This window comes from Erwinia sp. Leaf53 (genome assembly GCF_001422605.1).
Taxonomy (GTDB): Bacteria; Pseudomonadota; Gammaproteobacteria; order Enterobacterales; family Enterobacteriaceae; genus Erwinia.
Genome location: NZ_LMLK01000010.1, coordinates 1 through 18,570, shown reverse-complemented (window position 1 = coordinate 18,570; position 18,570 = coordinate 1). Strand labels below are relative to the sequence as shown.

At 56.4% G+C, this 18,570-nt stretch carries 15 protein-coding genes, 1 tRNA gene, 2 rRNA genes and 1 pseudogene; 14 read left to right on the top strand and 5 right to left on the bottom strand.

What is annotated here, in order from left to right; all coding sequences use genetic code 11:
• The 3 genes from rrf (ASF13_RS08805) to rrf (ASF13_RS08795) form a co-directional block, all read left to right on the top strand.
• Positions 1 to 92, top strand: a 5S ribosomal RNA gene (gene rrf, locus ASF13_RS08805); the annotation flags it as partial.
• Between the two features lie 31 nt (positions 93 to 123).
• Positions 124 to 199 (top strand) — tRNA-Thr (locus tag ASF13_RS08800).
• A 35-nt stretch (positions 200 to 234) separates the two neighbouring features.
• Positions 235 to 350: ribosomal RNA gene (gene rrf, locus ASF13_RS08795) — 5S ribosomal RNA — on the top strand.
• Between the two features lie 422 nt (positions 351 to 772).
• On the opposite strand, the gene ASF13_RS08790 is transcribed toward rrf (ASF13_RS08795), so the two are convergent.
• The 5 genes from ASF13_RS08790 to lpxP all read right to left on the bottom strand — a co-directional run bounded on the left by ASF13_RS08790 (position 773) and on the right by lpxP (position 6,237).
• The gene (locus ASF13_RS08790) at positions 773 to 1,534 is read right to left on the bottom strand and encodes an amino acid ABC transporter ATP-binding protein (RefSeq protein ID WP_056234961.1); all 762 of its coding nucleotides are present in this window, start codon (positions 1,532 to 1,534) and stop codon (positions 773 to 775) included.
• An 8-nt stretch (positions 1,535 to 1,542) separates the two neighbouring features.
• Positions 1,543 to 2,643 carry an amino acid ABC transporter permease gene (locus ASF13_RS08785; protein WP_056234959.1) on the bottom strand — a complete coding sequence of 367 codons (1,101 nt, stop codon included), beginning with the start codon at positions 2,641 to 2,643 and terminating at the stop codon, positions 1,543 to 1,545.
• 15 nt (positions 2,644 to 2,658) lie between these two features.
• A complete protein-coding gene (locus ASF13_RS08780) occupies positions 2,659 to 3,837 on the bottom strand; it encodes an amino acid ABC transporter permease (protein ID WP_056234956.1) in 1,179 nt (392 codons plus the stop codon).
• 68 nt (positions 3,838 to 3,905) lie between these two features.
• Positions 3,906 to 4,931: an amino acid ABC transporter substrate-binding protein gene (locus tag ASF13_RS08775; RefSeq protein WP_056234955.1), complete on the bottom strand. Its 1,026-nt coding sequence runs from the start codon at positions 4,929 to 4,931 to the stop codon at positions 3,906 to 3,908.
• Between the two features lie 385 nt (positions 4,932 to 5,316).
• The gene (lpxP, locus tag ASF13_RS08770) at positions 5,317 to 6,237 is read right to left on the bottom strand and encodes a kdo(2)-lipid IV(A) palmitoleoyltransferase (protein WP_056234952.1); all 921 of its coding nucleotides are present in this window, start codon (positions 6,235 to 6,237) and stop codon (positions 5,317 to 5,319) included.
• A 776-nt stretch (positions 6,238 to 7,013) separates the two neighbouring features.
• Here lpxP and tssB point away from each other — a divergent pair.
• From tssB to ASF13_RS08720, 11 genes and pseudogenes are all read left to right on the top strand, one after another.
• Entirely contained in the window at positions 7,014 to 7,511 is a 498-nt protein-coding gene (gene tssB, locus ASF13_RS08765; protein WP_056234949.1) for a type VI secretion system contractile sheath small subunit, read from the top strand.
• A 158-nt stretch (positions 7,512 to 7,669) separates the two neighbouring features.
• Positions 7,670 to 9,217, top strand: coding sequence for a type VI secretion system contractile sheath large subunit (gene tssC, locus ASF13_RS08760; RefSeq protein WP_056234947.1), 1,548 nt, complete (start codon positions 7,670 to 7,672; stop codon positions 9,215 to 9,217).
• A gap of 15 nt (positions 9,218 to 9,232) precedes the next feature.
• Positions 9,233 to 10,570: a type VI secretion system baseplate subunit TssK gene (gene tssK, locus ASF13_RS08755; RefSeq protein WP_056234944.1), complete on the top strand. Its 1,338-nt coding sequence runs from the start codon at positions 9,233 to 9,235 to the stop codon at positions 10,568 to 10,570.
• Positions 10,567 to 11,220 (top strand): type VI secretion system protein TssL, short form, encoded by a 654-nt coding sequence (tssL, locus tag ASF13_RS08750; RefSeq protein ID WP_056234942.1) that lies wholly within the window; start codon positions 10,567 to 10,569, stop codon positions 11,218 to 11,220. The genes tssK and tssL overlap by 4 nt, the downstream gene beginning before the upstream one ends.
• 3 nt (positions 11,221 to 11,223) lie before the next feature.
• Positions 11,224 to 12,954, top strand: coding sequence for an OmpA family protein (locus tag ASF13_RS08745; protein WP_056234964.1), 1,731 nt, complete (start codon positions 11,224 to 11,226; stop codon positions 12,952 to 12,954).
• 3 nt (positions 12,955 to 12,957) lie between these two features.
• Complete coding sequence (locus tag ASF13_RS08740) at positions 12,958 to 13,449, top strand: Hcp family type VI secretion system effector (protein ID WP_056234940.1); 492 nt, start codon at positions 12,958 to 12,960, stop codon at positions 13,447 to 13,449.
• Positions 13,450 to 13,614: 165 nt separating this feature from the next.
• On the top strand, positions 13,615 to 16,263 hold the full coding sequence (gene tssH / locus ASF13_RS08735) for a type VI secretion system ATPase TssH (protein WP_056234937.1): 2,649 nt from the start codon (positions 13,615 to 13,617) through the stop codon (positions 16,261 to 16,263).
• 16 nt (positions 16,264 to 16,279) lie between these two features.
• A complete protein-coding gene (locus ASF13_RS08730; RefSeq protein ID WP_056234934.1) occupies positions 16,280 to 16,912 on the top strand; it encodes a hypothetical protein in 633 nt (210 codons plus the stop codon).
• Positions 16,913 to 17,212: 300 nt separating this feature from the next.
• Positions 17,213 to 17,425, top strand: a complete 213-nt coding sequence (locus tag ASF13_RS08725; protein ID WP_056234932.1) for a hypothetical protein — start codon at positions 17,213 to 17,215, stop codon at positions 17,423 to 17,425.
• 149 nt (positions 17,426 to 17,574) lie between these two features.
• On the top strand, positions 17,575 to 17,751 hold the full coding sequence (locus ASF13_RS24275; RefSeq protein ID WP_156365574.1) for a hypothetical protein: 177 nt from the start codon (positions 17,575 to 17,577) through the stop codon (positions 17,749 to 17,751).
• A gap of 314 nt (positions 17,752 to 18,065) precedes the next feature.
• Positions 18,066 to 18,570 (top strand): annotated as a pseudogene (locus tag ASF13_RS08720) (contractile injection system protein, VgrG/Pvc8 family); the annotation flags it as partial.

Below are 18,570 nucleotides of genomic sequence, written 5' to 3'. Positions count from 1 at the left end.
CCACCTGACCCCATGCCGAACTCAGAAGTGAAACGCCGTAGCGCCGATGGTAGTGTGGGGCCTCCCCATGCGAGAGTAGGGAACTGCCAGGCATCAAATTAAGCAGTAAAGAAGATAAAGTGTGCTGATATGGCTCAGTTGGTAGAGCGCACCCTTGGTAAGGGTGAGGTCCCCAGTTCGACTCTGGGTATCAGCACCAGTTTTAAAGCGTGAGTTCGGTAAATTAAGAATTTGCCTGGCGGCTTTAGCGCGGTGGTCCCACCTGACCCCATGCCGAACTCAGAAGTGAAACGCCGTAGCGCCGATGGTAGTGTGGGGTCTCCCCATGCGAGAGTAGGGAACTGCCAGGCATCAAACAAGTAAAGAAGCCCCGTGCGAAAGCACGGGGCTTTTTTGCGTTTTCAGCACTTAAAAACGGTAAAACGGCTGCTAAAAACAGCAAAAAAAGAATAAAATCCAGGCGATCGACAGGATGCAGGTATTAAAAAAGCATGGCGGATAGCCGCAATATCATGAAGAAAACATAATCCGAATAACGCCGTTACCCGTTACCCGTTACCCGTTACCCGTTCTCCAGCACCTGCTGGCGCACGTTTTCGTATACCGTGTTCAAAGAGGCGTGACGCTGATGTCCGCTCTGTGGCCCGTAACATACTGACCCTGACAGAGGCGCTGAAGGGATTACTGACTAAGCTGCCGGGTATTCAGGAGGAGCAGAGAATGCCGCCCGTCGCCGGGCGGCATGTTCAGCAGCGCCAGCCTGCGACAGGGCTCAATGGATAACCTGGGAGAGGAAAGCGCGGGTGCGTTCAGACTGCGGGTTAGAGAAGAATTCCTGCGGCGGAGCCTGCTCAACAATCTCACCGCGATCCATAAAGATCACCCGGTCGGCAACGGTGCGTGCGAAGCCCATTTCATGGGTCACGCAAAGCATAGTCATTCCATCCTCCGCCAGCCCAATCATGGTATCCAGCACCTCCTTCACCATCTCCGGGTCCAGCGCAGAGGTCGGTTCATCAAACAGCATGATCTTGGGTTTCATGCACAGCGAGCGTGCTATCGCCACGCGCTGCTGCTGCCCGCCGGAGAGCTGGCCGGGAAACTTATGCGCGTGCTCGGCGATACGCACTCGTTCGAGGTAGTGCATGGCTAAGGCTTCCGCCTCTTTTTTCGAGGTTTTGCGCACCCAGATCGGTGCCAGGGTGCAGTTCTGCAGCACGCTGAGGTGCGGGAACAGATTGAAGTGCTGAAACACCATGCCCACCTCGGTGCGCACGCGTTCAATGTTGCGCAGATCGTCATTTAACAGCGTGCCGTCCACCACAATCCGCCCCTGCTGATGCTCTTCCAGGTGGTTAATACAGCGAATGGTGGTGGACTTACCGGAGCCGGAAGGTCCACAGAGGACGATGCGCTCACGGGGCTTCACCTGCAGATTAATATTTTTCAGCACGTGAAACTGCCCGTACCATTTGTTCACGTTATCGAGCGTAATCATCATTGCGTCGTCAGAAGACGTCATCATTTTTGTCATGGTAAACCTCAGTGTGGCGAACGCCCGGTGTGAAAACGCTTCTCCAGATGCTGGCTGTAGCGCGACATGCTGAAACAGAAGATCCAGTAGATCAGTGCGGCAAAGACATAGCCTTCGGTCGACATTCCCAGCCAGGCGGGATCGACGGTGGCCTGCTGCACGCTGCTGAACAGATCGAACAGGCCGATGATGATCACCAGACTGGTATCTTTAAACAGGGCGATAATGGTGTTGACCAGGCCGGGGATCACCAGCTTGAGCGCCTGGGGCAGGATCACCAGCCCCTGAGTTTTCCAGTAGCCCAGCCCCAGCGACTCGGCCGCTTCATATTGCCCCTTAGGCAGCGCCTGCAGCCCGCCCCGCACCACTTCCGCCACGTATGCGGACTGGAAGAGGATCACCCCGACCAGCGCGCGCACCAGCTTATCGATGGTGCTGCCCTCCGCCATAAACAGCGGCAGCATCACCGAGGACATAAACAGCACGGTGATCAGCGGCACGCCGCGCCAGAACTCGATAAACACCACTGAAAGGGTGCGCACCACCGGCATCCGCGAGCGGCGGCCCAAAGCCAGCAGAATACCGAGCGGCAACGCGCCGGCAATCCCCACCGAGGCGATAATCAGCGTCAGCGTCAGGCCTCCCCACTGGCGGGTCTCTACGCGTTCAAGTCCGAAATAGCCGCCATACAGCAGCAGCCAGACCAGCAGCGGGTAGATCACCGCCCAGCCGGCGATGTAACGCCCGCGGTGCGGCAGTGCGCGGAGTAACATCGGAATAATCGACAGCAGGCCGATGATCAGCGTCAGATTGATGCGCCAGCGCAGCTCCTGCGGATAGAGGCCATACATAAACTGGCCAAAGCGCGCGTGGATAAACACCCAGCACGCCCCTTCTTTACTGCAGTCTGCCCGGGTGCTGCCGACCCAGTTGGCCTGGAAAATCAGCCAGTTGAGCGCCGGCGGGATCAGCGACCACATCACCCACAGGCAGAACAGGGTCAGCAGCGAATTTCCCCAGCTGGAGAACAGATTTTTTCTCGCCCAGACCAGCGCACGTGAGAGCGTGCCGGCGGCGGCGGGTGTGGTTTCATGCAGAGTGACTGTCATAACTGCCCCGTTCTCTTAACGCTCAATCAGCGCGATTTTGCGGTTGTAGATATTCATTAACAGCGAAATCGTCAGGCTGATAATCAGATACACACCCATCGTGATGGCGATGGTTTCAATCGCCTGACCGGTCTGATTCAGCACGGTTCCGGCAAACAGTGACACCATATCGGGGTAGCCGATGGCCGCTGCCAGCGATGAGTTTTTCACAATATTCAGATACTGGCTGGTGAGCGGCGGGATGATCACCCGCATCGCCTGCGGAATGATCACCTGGCGCAGCGTCACCGGATTCGGCAGCCCGAGTGAGCGCGCCGCCTCATGCTGGCCGTACGGGACCGACTGAATACCGGCGCGGATCACTTCAGCAATAAACGACGAAGTGTAAATCGACAGCGCCAGCGTCAGCGCCGCCAGCTCCGGGATCAGCACGAAGCCGCCGCGAAAGTTAAAACCACTCAGTTGCGGCACATCCCAGTGCACCGGGTTGCCCGCAAACAGGCTGGTGACCAGCGGCAGCACGATCAGCAGCCCGAGGGCAACGGGCCAGGTACGTCGCAGCTGGCCGGTCTTGCGCTGATGCAGACGGTGGTAACGCAACAGCGCATAGCTGGCAACGACGGCAACCAGCACGGCGGCGATAAATGGCCCGCTGCCGGCGGCATACTCAGGCCATGGAATGTACAGCCCGCGGTTGCTGACAAAAGCGAGATCGAAGGCGTTCAGCGCCTGACGCGGACCGGGCAGGTTGCGCAGTACGGCGAAATACCAGAAGAAGATCTGCAGCAGCGGCGGGATATTGCGAAAGGTTTCGATATACACCATCGAAATTTTACGCAACAGCCAGTTATCCGACAGGCGCGCCAGGCCGATAAAGAAACCGAGCACGGAGGCAAATACGATGCAGAGCGCGGAGACCAGCAGGGTATTGGTCAGCCCGACGAGAAACACCCTGGCGTAAGTATCGCCCTCGCTGTAGTCGATCAGGTGCTGAATAATGCCGAAACCGGCGCTGCGATCGAGAAAAGCAAAACCGGAGGTGATACCGCGGTTGGCGAGGTTAATAATGGTGTTGTGAAGCAGATAGCCGGCGACGGCTAACACGGCGATAACCGCAACGAGCTGATAAAGCCAGGCGCGAACCGCAGGATTACTGAATGAAAAATCCCTTTTAACGGTTGGGCGTTGAGACATGTTGCAACCTCAGTGACGAAAATTCTGCCGAGGGCACCGGCGGACCGGTGCCCGGTAATCAAAGGGAATTAACGTACTGGGGGCGCGTACTGAATACCGCCGTTGTTCCACAACGCGTTCTGCCCGCGGGCAATTTTCAGCGCGCTGTCTTTACCGACGTTACGGTCAAAAACTTCCTGATAGTTACCGACCTGCTTCACGATGTGGTAAGCCCACTTATTGTCCAGCTTCAGGTCTTTACCGAAATCACCTTCGCTACCCAGCAGGTGAGCCATATCCGGCGTGGTCGGTTTAGCGGCCATCTGATCGACATTTTTCGAGGTGATGCCCATCTCTTCGGCATTCAGCATGGCAAACAGCGACCATTTCACGATGGTGTACCAGTCATCATCACCGCGGCGAACCACCGGGCCCAGCGGCTCTTTGGAGATCACTTCCGGCAGCACGATAAACTCATCGGGCTTGCCGAGCTTGATACGCAGCGCATACAGCTGCGACTGATCGGACGCCAGCGTATCGCAACGTCCGGTATCCAGCGCTTTCGCGGATTCATCGGAGCGGTCGAAGGTCACCGGGGTGTACTGCATTTTATTGGCTTTAAAGTAATCGGCGACGTTCAGCTCGGTATCGGTACCGGCCTGAATACAGACAGTGGCACCGTCCAGCTCTTTGGCACTTTTCAGGCCGGCTTTCTGGTGGGTCAGGAAGCCGATACCGTCGTAGTAGTTCACGCCGGCGAAGATAAAGCCCATGCCGCCATCGCGCGAAGAGGTCCAGGTGGTGTTACGCGACAGGATATCCACTTCACCGGACTGCAGGGCGGTAAAACGCTCTTTGGCGGTCAGCGGGGTGTATTTCACTTTACCGGCATCGCCGAAAATTGCCGCAGCCGTGGCGCGGCACACGTCAACGTCAATGCCGGTAAATTTACCGGTTGAGTCAGCGTAAGAGAACCCTGGCAGTCCATCGCTGATACCGCACTGCACAAATCCTTTCTTTTTAATCGCATCCAGCGTGGTGCCAGCATGAGCCTGATTCACTGCGGCAAACAGGGTTACCGCAACGGCCAAAGTGGAGAGCATCATTTTTTTCATAGAGCATCCTGTGTGGCGAAATCGTATTGTTATGGATATGACACGCTGTAGTGCATGCAGCCTGTGGAAAGCCGCAGGCATTCACTGCACTGCAAATCAAATGCCAGATTTGCAGTGGTATGAATTCGCTGGAAAGTTTTACTAATAATCGAGGGTGGGTTACAAGTTACGCTACTATCGCGCACCCTTGTGGGGCGAAAATACCCCCTGCGATCACAAAGGGTGCAAACAGTTTCACTATATGGAATTAGTGTGAGCGGTGTGGCAGAAGCCAGGGTTCAGGAGCAACAGGACTAAGCAAGCGCGCTGAGGGCAGAGAATGTAAGGCAGAAAGCAGGGGGTACACAGAAGCAGGCCAGCGCCCGGCGGCGCTGGCGGCGGGTAATCAATACAGCGAAGCGTTGCCCACCGGGCGGGTTTTAAAGCGACGGTGCAGCCACAGATACTGGTCCGGAGCACGCATGATCTCACGCTCAATCACCCGGTTCATATAGGCCGCGGCCTGCTGTTCGCTGTCGATCGGGTACTCTTTCAGCTCTGGCTGGATCACCAGCTCGTAGCCGCTTCCGTCATCCTTACGGATCAGGACGACGGTGATCATCGCCGGCTTAGCCATGCGTGCCAGCATCCAGGTACCGCTGGTGGTGGCGGCTTCCGGTACCGCAAACAGCGGTGCAAACACGCTGCCTTTCGGGCCGTAATCCTGATCCGGGGCAAACCAGACGGCTTCACCGTGCTTCAGCGCCTGCACCATACCGCGCAGGTCGCGACGGTTAATCATCGCCTTATTGGAACGCATGCGTCCTTTGGTCTGTACCCACTCCATCAGCTTATTGTTGTGCGGACGGTACATCGCCATCATCGGCTGGCACAGGCCCATAACGCGGCCACCCAGCTCCAGCGACATAAAGTGTACGCCGATGATTAACGCACCACGTCCGCCCTGCTGCGCGGCTTTCAGATTATGCAGGCCGTCGACGCTGAACCAGCGCTTTACGCGACGATCCGACCAGAACCAGGCCATGCCGGTTTCCAACAGGCCCATGCCGAGAGATTCAAAGTTACCCACTATCCTGCGTTCAAGCTGCGCGCTCTCCATCTCCGGGAAACAGAGCTGCAGGTTGCGTCGGGTAATCGATACCCGGCGTTTCAGGAAGCGCATTGAGGTACGGCCCATCCAGTTGCCGAGCTTATACAGCAGCGGGTAGGGCAGTTGCACCAGCAGGAACAGCACGCTGACGCCAAACCAGGTCAGCCAGTAGCGGGGATGGAGTAAACCTCTGTGGAATTTTTGCGACTGATTCATTTTTTCTCGTGGTTACGTTGATGGGGTTCAGGGGCGGTAACGCACAAAAAAGACTCAATTGCGGTACAACTGTTCGACACCCATTTAAGACGATGGTTTAGCCAGATTCCGATATTGGCAATATCTTTACATTCGTGGGGCGTTACGCACTGTGCGAAGCCGTGGAGAGCGGTGTGCCTGCGAAGGAAATTTCCTGACGCAGAGTGTACACAGGATAGCGGGTGTTCAGGAAGAGGGAACCTGGAAAATTCTTATCAGTAACGACTATCTTTGCCTCACCTCAACATTATGCCACTGACGAGGGCTGATACCAGGCCAGCGCCGACATTTCCTGCTTCAGGGAAAAGTGATATGCGCGAAACGTCACAACATGGCCAACCTCTCCTGCACAGGCGTATTCAGTATGTATTACTGCCAGTTTTAAGGCCTTTCAGCGACCATTAAGACCCTCAGCGCCGGCAAGAAAGTCATTAACATACATGACAGTGAGTTAACGAAACAGTTAATCATTATGTAATGTTTGCGTGTCTGACAGGCGGCTTTGCAAGTCTTAAAATCCGGATGTTCATTTCCTTATGAGATTATTTTAGCTCATGCATTAACCATTTCATTCAGTAACTTAACTCAAATTTACAGAAAATTCCTATATAAATCAGATCACATTTCGTAAATTACCCCTTTGCCCGCATAAGTCAGACTACGGTATAGTCGCGCCTCTACACACAGGGAAAGTGTGCGTAATGCTGCTTTCCGTGCCCATTTTTACAGGAGTAACTATGAGTAATTCTTATCAAAATGAGATCCCCAAGGCGCGCGTCAATATCAAACTGGACCTGCACACCGGCGGCGTGGCCCGTAAAACCGAGCTGCCGTTAAAGCTGCTGGTCACCGGCGACTTCAGCAACGGTCAGGAGCAGCGTGCGCTGTCCCTGCGTGAGAAGGTCAACGTCAACAAAAACAACTTCGACAGCGTGCTGGCGGAGTTCTCCCCGTCATTAAACATCTCCGTAGAAAATACCCTCGCCGGCGACGGCAGCGAAGAGAACGTCAGACTGACCTTCAGCAATATCAAGGACTTTTCGCCGGAACAGGTCGCCCGCCAGATCCCGCAGCTCAAAGCGATGCTGGCAATGCGCAACCTGCTGCGCGACCTGAAAGCCAACCTGCTGGATAACGTCACCTTCCGCAAGGAGCTGGAAACCATCCTGAAAAACCCTGCTCTGAGCGACGAACTGCGCAGCGAACTGTCTGCCCTGGCCCCTGAACGGGCCTGATTGCTGACGATAGTCCCACACGATTCGGCTTGCAGGAAGGCGGCGAATGAGCGAATTCCGCGGAGCTTACTTCAGTAAGTAATGCGGGCGAGCGAGAGCAGCCAGCGCACCTGCAGCCTGAAGCGTGACGGGAAAATTCATGGAATGATAAAGAGAGAATGTTAATGTCTGTGCAAAATGAAACCTCCTCTGCCGGCACCACCACCGTGCAGGATAGCCCCGCTGTAAGCGGCGTTTACGCTTCGCTGTTTGAAAAAATCAATCTCAGCCCGGTGTCGCACCTCAGCGACCTGAATATCTGGCAGGACAGCCAGGCGATGTCCGATGCCAGCGTCGACGAGCGCGTCACCGCCGCGATGAAGGTGCTGGTGGAGTGCCTGAACCAGTCCGGTTCTCAGGTTGAAAAGCTGGATAAAGCCCTGCTGGACCACCATATCGCGCAGCTGGATGAGCAGATCAGCCGCCAGCTGGATGCGGTGATGCACCACGACGATTTTCAGCAAGTCGAGTCCCTGTGGCGCGGGCTGAAGTCGCTGGTCGATAAAACCGACTTCCGCCAGAACGTGAAGATTGAAGTGCTGGATCTATCGAAAGAGGACCTGCGTCAGGACTTCGAAGACTCTCCGGAAATTATCCAGAGTGGCCTGTACGCACACACCTATATCGCCGAATACGACACCCCGGGCGGTGAGCCGATCGGCGCGCTGATCTCCTCTTACGAATTCGACGCCTCGGCGCAGGACGTGGCGCTGCTGCGCAATATCTCTAAAGTGGCCGCGTCCGCGCACATGCCCTTTATCGGCTCCGCCGGCCCGCAGTTCTTCCTGAAAGACCATATGGAAGAGGTGGCGGCGATTAAAGATATCGGCAACTACTTCGACCGTGCCGAATACCTTAAGTGGAAATCGTTCCGCGAAACCGACGACGCTCGTTATATCGGCCTGACCATGCCACGCGTGCTCGGCCGCCTGCCGTACGGCCCGGATACCGTGCCGGTGCGCAGCTTTAACTACGTGGAAGAAGTGAAAGGCCCGGATCACGACAAATACCTGTGGACCAATGCCTCCTTCGCCTTCGCTGCCAACATGGTGAAAAGCTTTATCAGTAACGGCTGGTGCGTGCAGATCCGCGGCCCGCAGGCGGGGGGCGCAGTCACCGACCTGCCGATCCATCTTTACGACCTCGGCACCGGCAACCAGGTGAAGATCCCGTCTGAAGTGATGATCCCGGAGACCCGCGAATTTGAGTTCGCTAACCTCGGCTTTATCCCGCTGTCGTACTACAAAAACCGCGACTACTCGTGCTTCTTCTCCGCTAACTCGACGCAGAAACCGGCGCTGTACGACACCGCCGACGCCACGGCCAACAGCCGCATCAACGCGCGTCTGCCGTATATCTTTCTGCTGTCGCGCATTGCGCACTATCTGAAGCTGATTCAGCGCGAAAACATCGGTACCACCAAGGATCGCCGCCTGCTGGAGCTGGAGCTGAACACCTGGGTGCGCGGCCTGGTAACGGAAATGACCGATCCGGGCGACGAACTGCAGGCTTCCCACCCGCTGCGCGATGCCAGAGTGATTGTCGAAGATATCGAAGACAACCCGGGCTTCTTCCGCGTCAGGTTGTTCGCTATTCCCCATTTCCAGGTGGAAGGGATGGACGTCAACCTGTCACTGGTTTCCCAGATGCCGAAAGCGAAAGCCTAAGGCGGGATAACAGGGATGAAAATTTATCGTCCGTTATGGACTGACGGGGCCATGCTGGCCCCACAGCAGTTCCAGCAACAGGCCCGCTGGGATGCTTATGTAGCGGAAAACGTCGCCCGCATGGGGATTGCTCACCCGTGGGGCGTGCTGGCGGCGGAATTTGACGATGCCGCGCTGGCTCTCTCCCGGCTGAATGCAGTTCGTATGGTGGTCCGTTTTCCGGACGGTACCTTGGTGGATTCTGACTGTTCAGACAATCTGCCGCCGGTCTGCGATCTGTCTGCGGCCTCAGACCGTGATTCTGTCGAGGTGTTGCTGGCGCTGCCGTTGCTGAGTGCCAACGGCGGGAATCTGGATGATGGTCAGGACAGCGAGCGCCCGCGCAGATGGAAAGCGGAACGCGTCGAGGTGCAGGAACTGGCCGGTCACGAAAGTGGTGAGCTGGCTGTTCTTCGTCACGCGATGACGCTACGGCTGGCAACCCAGGAAAACAGCGCCTGGCTGACGTGTCCGGTGGCCCGTCTGGTGCGCAATGCCCAGGGACAGTGGAGCCGCGACGCATCGTTTATTCCGCCGCTACTTGCCCTGTCTGCCAGCCCGCTGCTGGTGACCGGGTTAAGCGATCTGCTGAGTCGTTTGCAGGCACGTCGCCATCGCCTGATGGCGATGCGTCGCGAGAGCAACGAACGGATGGCGGACTTCGCGGTGGCGGATGTGTCCCTGTTCTGGCTGCTCAATGCCCTGAACAGCGCCGAGCCGGTGCTGACGGAACTGTTACAGACCCCGTCGCGTCATCCGGAACTCCTGTACCGGGAGCTGGTGCGCCTGGCGGGCAGCCTGCTGACGTTTTCGCTGGAGCATGACACCGCGGATATTCCGGCCTGGCAGCATGATGCGCCGGAGCAGGTTTTCCCGCCGCTGCTGACGCTGCTCGATAAGCTGCTGGAAGCCAGCCTGCCCTCCCGTGTCATCAGCATTTATCTGGAGCATGTCGAGCAGATCTGGCGAGGCTCGCTGCATGACGCCCGTCTGCGCGAAGGGGCCGATTTCTACCTGTCGGTTCGCTCGTCAATGCCGAACCACGAGCTGCAGAGTAAATTCCCGCAGCTGTGTAAAGCCGGCAGCCTCGACGATGTCTCCGACGTGGTCAACGTGGCCCTGAGTGGCATGGTCATCAAACCGCTCAGCCATGTTCCGGCAGCCATCCCGCTGCGTCTGGAAAACCAGTATTTCTCGCTGGATCTGAGTACCGATGCCGCACGGGCGATGCTGGAGGCGGGCTGCTGCACGTTCTATATCCCGGGTTCACTCGGTGAGGTGAAACTCGAACTCTTTGCGGTACTGCGTACATGAAGACATCCGATCACAGTCAAATCGAACACATCTTTTATCCCGGCTGGCTGATGGTCAGCCAGCTACGGGGCGGACAGGAGGTTCGCGAGGGAGGAAAACTCTACCGTCGCGCCTGTCGCCTGGTTCAGGACGCCCGCACGGCCCTGACCGATGCGGGCTACAGCGAGGTCAGCCGCGACCATATGGTGTATGCCCTGTGTGCGCTGCTTGATGAAAGCGTGCTGAATCGCGGTAAGACGGATGATGGCTACCTGACCTGGCGACGTGACCCGTTACAGGCGCACTTTTTTGGCACGCTGAATGCTGGCGAGGAAGTGTGGGAGCGTATTCGCAACCTGCTTAAGGAAACGGCGCCGGATCAGGCGGTACTGCTGTGCCTGTACCGCACGCTGCAGCTCGGTTTTGTCGGGCAGTATCGCGCGCAAAATGACGAACGCCGTGAGGATGTGATCCGGGCGCTGAGGGAAAGGGTTCCGCCGTTTACCCTTGCGCAGGACGCGCCGATTGTGGCCCGGGCTTCCCGTTTACGCAGCGGTCGCTGCGGGTACTGGCTCTCCTGGGCTGGTGGGGCCGTGGTGCTGGTCGCGCTCTGGTTTTTCCTCTCCGCTTCCCTGTCCGGGATGGTGGCTCAGATGGACAGCATGGGGTAAATGATGCGCGATCGTTACCGGAGCCTGCTGACTACCCTGAGTGGCATCCTGTGTCTGTGGTTAATCTTCGGATTCTGGCCGCTCCCGTTGGGCAGCCGGATAACGCTCAGCCTGCTGGTTCTGCTGGTCTGTAGCGCGTTGTTATGGCGACAGAGAAGCGAATCACGCAGGCGGGAGGCGGCGCTCAGGGCTATTCAGGATGACAGCCTGCCCCCGGAAGATTTCCAGGGGGCCGTCGTGCTGGCCTGCGGAGACAACGCCGCGCTGTTTGCGCCGGAAACCCGTCACCGGGAAACCCGCCAGGGCTGGTATCTGTGGGTTAAGGATGCTGAGCAACTGCCGCTGCTGGTCCGGCATCTGAGCCTGGTCCGTCCGGCGCTGGTCCCCAGGATGTCGGTGTTGCTGGCCGTTGTGCCGGAAAGCCATCTCTCCGCGGATGCATTTACGCAGCAGCTGCGGGGCTGGCAGCGCGCGATGGTGCAGTGCCGCAGCACGCTGGGTGGCCTGCCTCCGCTGTGGACCGTCAGCTGGATTTCTCCGCCAGCGGCCAGTGCGGATCCGCAGCCGGTCTGGTTTACCACCGTCAGCAACCGGGAAGGCATTCAGGTGCATCAGCCAGGGCAGGGAAATGTATCCCTGAGCGAATGGACCCGGGAGGACGATGCCGCCGGACGTCTGTCACGGCTGAGCCAGGCCCTGTGGCTGGACGGCTTTCTGGCGTGGCAGAGCGGCACGGTGGACAGCCTGCTGTCCGCACGTCTGGGCGAACTCCCGGCGATGAAACCCTGTGCGCAGGGGATCTGCATGCTGCCGGTCGCCAGCGTGGCAAATAACCTCTGGCAGCAGCATGTCGCCGCCATCACCGCGCTGGAGCCGGAACGGTCTCTGTCTGACGGAGAACCTTTGCCGCTGCCTGAGCTGCTGCTGTCGGCACTGCCCCGGCAGCGGGGCATCAGCCGCAGGATGGTGTTCTGGCGTTATGTCGGGCTGACCGGCGGCGCTTTTCTGGTGCTCGCCATGCTGGCCTCTTACATCAATAACCAGCGGCTGATCCACAGCGTCAGCGATCACCTGAAGCTGTATCACCACCTCAGCAGCGAACCTTTAACACCAAAACTACGGGCACAGCAGCGTCTGCGCGCCGACGGGGCATTGCTGGATGACTGGCTGCGCCGGGGCGAACCCGTTCGCTATCGCCTGGGCCTGTATCAGGGCATGCGCCTGATCCCGCCGGTGGAGGCGGCGCTCAGCGACTGGGCTCCGCCGCCACCGCCACCGCCTGTCATTAATAAAATCGTTCAGGGGCCAGAAACCCTCCGCCTCGACAGCATGTCGCTGTTCGATTCCGGCAGATACGACCTCAAACCCGGCTCCACCAGGCTGCTGGTGAACGCACTGGTGGGCATCAGGGCCAAACCGGGCTGGCTGATTGTCGTTGCCGGGCATACCGACAACACCGGCAATCCCGGGCTTAACCAGACGCTCTCTCTGAAGCGTGCCGAAGCGGTGCGCAACTGGATGCGTGACACCGGCGACGTACCGGAAAGCTGTTTTGCCGTACAGGGCTATGGCGAAAGCCGCCCCATCGCTACCAACGACACGCCGGACGGGCGCGCGCTCAACCGCCGGGTCGAAATCAGTCTGGTGCCGCAGGCAGACGCCTGCCGGATACCTGGCAACACCCCTACGTCATCGCAGGAAGATGACGTTGATAACAACCTAATGGAGAACTAACACATGGCAATTCCTGTTTATCTGTGGCTGAAAGACGACGGCGGCGCTGACATCAAAGGCTCTGTTGACGTGCAGGATCGCGAAGGCAGCATCGAGGTGGTCGCGCAGGATCACACCCTGTACATCCCCACCGACAACAACACCGGCAAGTTGACCGGCACCCGCGTACACACGCCATTTATCTTCACCAAGGAGATCGACTCATCCAGCCCGTATCTCTACAAAGCGGTGACCACCGGTCAGACCCTGAAATCCGCTGAGTTCAAGTGGTACAAAATCAATGACGCGGGCCAGGAAGTTGAATATTTCAACACCAAACTGGAGAACGTCAAGCTGGTGAAAGTCGCGCCGAAAATGCACGACATCAAAGATCCGGCGAAAGAGAAGCACAACCACCTCGAGCAGATCGAACTGCGCTACGAAAAAATCACCTGGACCTACAAAGACGGCAACATCATTCATTCCGATTCATGGAATGAACGTGCTACTGCCTGATTTATATAGGTAAATCCGCTGCGGACAGGGTTCCCTGTCCGCAGTTTTCCTGAGCGTCTGCCAGCCGGGCGTTCAGGAAAACCCCAATCTGCCTGACCTGATGCGCTTTGGTAAGTAAACAGCGATGGGCGGTAGCGTGTCCTGGAAAAATAAAGAGAGAGAAAAATGGAAAATTCAGCCGTCCTGTTACGTCGTCTCAACCCGTACTGTGCCCGCGCCCTGGAAGGGGCGGCCTCTCTGTGCCAGACCCGCGCGCACGCTGAAATCCTGCCCGAACACTGGCTGCTCAAACTGCTGGAGCAGGGCGAAGGCGACTTCACGGTGCTGGCACGCCGCTACGAATGGGACATGGACGGCATGTGGCAGGCGCTGCTCGGCTGGCTGGATACTCTGCCGCGTTCATTACGCCGCCGCCCGGCGCTTGCGGACTCGCTCCACACGCTGCTGAAACAGGCGTGGATGGTGGCCTCCCTGCAGGGCGAAGAGCAGATCCGCAGCCTGCACCTGCTGATGGTACTGACTGACAGCCCGAAACTCATTCGCTGTGACGGCCTGTGGCCGCTGCTGACCCTGGGCAAGAGCCAGCTGGAGCGTCTGCGCGGGCTGCTCGATGCGCAGTCGGACGAACGCGCCGAACTGCAGCAGGAAGAAGCGCTAACTGTTTCCTCCGGCGGCGGCGTGGAAATCACTGGCCATCCGGCGGGCAGCGAAGTGAAAGAGGGCGAGCTGTCGCCTGCGCTGCAAAATGCGCTGGATAAATTCACCCTCGACGTTACCGCCAAAGCAAGAGAGGGCAAAATCGACCCGGTGTTCGGGCGTGATACCGAAATCCGCCAGATGGTCGACATCCTTTCGCGACGTCGCAAAAATAATCCGATTCTGGTCGGGGAGCCGGGCGTCGGCAAAACCGCGCTGGTGGAGGGGCTGGCGCTGCGCATCGCTGAAGGCAACGTCCCGGAGTCGCTCAGGCCGGTGGTTCTGCGCACGCTCGACCTCGGGCTGTTGCAGGCTGGCGCAGGCGTAAAGGGCGAGTTTGAACAGCGTCTGAAAAACGTCATCGACGCCGTGCAGCAGTCGCCGGTACCGGTTTTGCTGTTTATCGACGAAGCGCACACTATCATCGGTGCCGGTAACCAGGCGGGCGGTGCCGATGCGGCCAACCTGCTGAAACCGGCGCTGGCGCGCGGCGAACTGCGCACTATCGCGGCGACCACCTGGTCCGAGTATAAACAGTATTTTGAACGCGACGCCGCGCTGGAGCGTCGCTTCCAGATGATTAAAGTGGATGAGCCGGACGACAACGCCGCCTGCCTGATGCTAAGAGGCCTCAAAGCCCGTTACGCCGGACACCACAACGTACATATCACCGACGCCGCCGTGCGCGCGGCGGTGTCGCTGTCGCGCCGCTATCTGACCGGTCGTCAGCTGCCGGACAAAGCGGTTGACCTGCTCGACACCGCTGCCGCCCGCGTGCGGATGAGCATTGATACGGTGCCGGAACCGCTGACCCGCATCCGCGTGCAGCTCGGTTCGCTGGCAATGGAGAAGCAGGCGCTGCTGGAAGATATTGCGGTCGGCGACCCTGCACAGGGTGAACGCCTGGCGACTATCGCGCAGGACGAGACCCGCCTGACTGCGGCGCTGGAAGCGCTGGAGAAGCAGTATAAAGAAGAGCTCGAACTGACCGAACGGCTGCTGGCAACCCGCCAGGACCTCTCGCGCCAGAATGAGACCCGCGACCTGCAGCAGCAGCTGAACGCGATGCAGCAGAGCAGCCCGCTGCTCTCCGTCGATGTGGACGTGCGCACCGTCGCCACGGTGATTGCCGACTGGACCGGCGTGCCGCTCTCCTCACTGATGAAAGACGAGCAGACCGAACTGCTGAACCTGGAGCAGGACATTGGCAGGCGCGTGGTCGGTCAGGATATTTCCCTGGCAGCCATCGCCCGGCGCCTCCGTGCGGCGAAAACCGGGCTCACGTCTGAAAACGGCCCACAGGGCGTGTTCCTGCTGGTCGGCCCGAGCGGCGTCGGCAAAACCGAAACCGCGCTGGCGCTCGCCGATGTGCTTTACGGCGGTGAAAAGTCCCTGATCACCATCAACCTCTCTGAATATCAGGAGCCGCACACCGTCTCCCAGCTGAAAGGCTCACCGCCGGGCTACGTCGGCTACGGTCAGGGCGGCATCCTCACCGAAGCGGTGCGCAAGCGTCCGTACAGCGTGGTGCTGCTTGATGAAGTCGAAAAAGCGCACCGCGACGTGATAAATCTGTTCTACCAGGTGTTCGACCGGGGCGTTATGCGCGACGGTGAAGGCCGGGAGATCGACTTCCGTAACACCGTGATCCTGATGACCTCCAACCTCGGCAGCGATCGCCTGATGCTGCTGCTGGACGAACAGTCGGAAGCCAGCGAAGCGGATCTGCACGAACTGCTGCGCCCGATCCTGCGCGAACACTTCCAGCCCGCGCTGCTGGCCCGCTTCCAGACCGTGATTTACCGCCCGCTGAGTGAGCCCGCAATGCGCACTATCGTCGAAATGAAACTCGGCCAGGTCAGCAGGCGCCTGCACCGCCACTATGGCCTGACCACGCAGATCGACGAGAGCCTGTATGACGCGCTGACCGCCGCCTGCCTGCTGCCGGACACCGGCGCGCGCAACGTCGACAGCCTGCTCAACCAGCAGATCCTGCCGGTGCTGAGCCAGCAGCTGCTTGTTCACATGGCCGCGCAGCAGAAACCGAAAACGCTGACGCTGGGCTGGAGTGAGGACGAGGGGATTGGGCTGGAGTTTAACAGCCAGCCTGTTCTTTAATTAAAGGATATCGAACATGGACAGCGCAAAAGAGATTGCCAGAGATATGCTGGATGCTATTAATGTCGATGGATCCGGATTTTTAGGTGCTGTGGCGAAAGGTGTTATTTCATTCCCGGTTAGCCTTGTATATCTCGGTTATGATTTTATTGATACGGAACATCGCAGAGAGAATCAGGACGATAAATTCAGGCTGGCACGACTAGTTAAAACAGCAACCTTCAATAAAACGACAATTGAAAAAGCTATTAACTTATTTATAGAGGATTTTTCATTCCGCATCAATATGATTTCAATGGCTGAAAACATTGGCGGAAGTGCAGTTGGGAAGGTGATTTTTTCTCAATTAACAGGGGTTAATTTAGCTAATGTAATCTCTACTCGTTTAGTTACAGTGGTGTTTTCTGGCTTTACTATAGGTTCACTTCTCTCAATTGGTGCTGAGTCATCAAGATCGATTTATACATCCAGGTATCTGAAGGAAAGAAATCCCAAAATTTACTATAAGCTCAAAGATAAGGGGGATCTGGATCTTTTATATTTCCTCTTCGAGGATAAGGTTAAACCATTCGAACAAGCCTGTGCTATTGGCGATGATAATTCAGAAGAATTTGACAGAGTATGTAAATATTTTCTGGGTGGCCTATGAATACAAAAGGAATTGCAAAATTAATCATATTTAATGTTCTGTGTGCGTTAGGGGGTACGGTGATCACTATCGGCGTTGTTCTTTCGGTCTGGTTTTTTTTCGTATCAAGCAGTGATTATGGGTTTTATTGGGGGTGTGCTTCTCTTGTTTTTATTTACATTGGTTATTTGATGTATCGGTTTGCTTTTCCGTATATTAATAATAAATGGGATGATTATAATTAAGGTGAAGGGTGAGCGTGAAGCATCCCACACATAATGCTGGCTTTTATAGGATGTGTGAGTGTTTTCTGGATAGTTAATGAATATTAAACGTATAACGCTGATCATTCTTTCTCGCCTGTCGCGGGGGATCGGGATGGGATTAGGTGCTTCAGGCATTGCTTTTTCCCTCTGGTTCTTTTTTTTCTCAAATAGTGAGTCAAAGTATCTGTGGGGTGCATTTTCAATAGCCGAGTATTTGGTTGGGTATTTTATTTATCGCTTCGCATACACATATATTTATGATGAATAACATAGCTAATATACAAGTGGTGGGGCGTTTCGGCTCTTCATTAACGACGTTATTCTCATCAGCGGCGATGGTGAAAGTCGCAACACTAACAGCCTGCTCTCTGGTTAAAGGTTATCGAACATGGATAGCGCAAGGAGATTGCCAGAGATATGCTGGATGCTATTAATGTCAATGGGCCTGTATTTTTAGGTGCTGTGGCGGAAGGTGTTATTTCATTCCCGGCTGGCCTTGTGTATCTCTGTTACGATTTTATTCATACTGAGCATCGCATAGAAAGTCAGGATGATAAATTCAGGCTGGCGCGACTGGTAATCCTGTGCTATTAGCGATGTCAATCCAGAAGGGTTCGATAAAATATTCAAGTATTTCCCAGGTGGTTTATGAAATTAAGATAAGTTTTAAAATTAATTATCTTTAATGCTCTATGTGCGTTAGGTGGTGCGGTGATCACTGTCGGAGTGGTTATTTCAGCCTGGTTTTTTTCGTATCAAACAGTGATTATGGGTTTTATTGTGGAGAGGGGCTCTCTTTTTCTTATTTACATTGGCTGTCTGATGTGTCGGTTTGTTTTCCCTTATATTAATCAAAAATGGACTGATCACTATTAATGTTATTCTGACCGGTGATGGGAGTTATAGAAATGGAAAAGATATCTGAGGTAACTGGAACCGTACTTAATCGATACAGCCTGAACATTCCTTCCTGCCCTTATCCATTGGATGTGGAACGTTTTGAAGGCGTGGAACAGATGAGTGTTCTCTATCATTACACCATTCGTTTCACCAGCCCTCATCCGGATCTTACGGCTGAAATGATGTTGCGTAAAACCGCCACGCTGAACATGGGCGTGGGGGAATTATTTAACCCCGTTGTCGGTAAAATTGTTCATGGTGTAGTAACGGACTTCCGACGACTGACAGGATCACGCGATCAGGTCACGTATGAAATCATTCTTGAGCCTTTTATCTCCTTACTGGACAAACAGTTTCGCACCCACCGTTTCTTCGTCAATAAATCCGTGCCGGAGGTGGTGGCGCAGATCCTCGACGAGCATGGTCTGAAGGGCTGGGAATATGAATTTACGCTCAGACAGACATACCCCGAAGCGTGAGCAGATAAATCAGTATCAGGAAAGCGACCTGGCG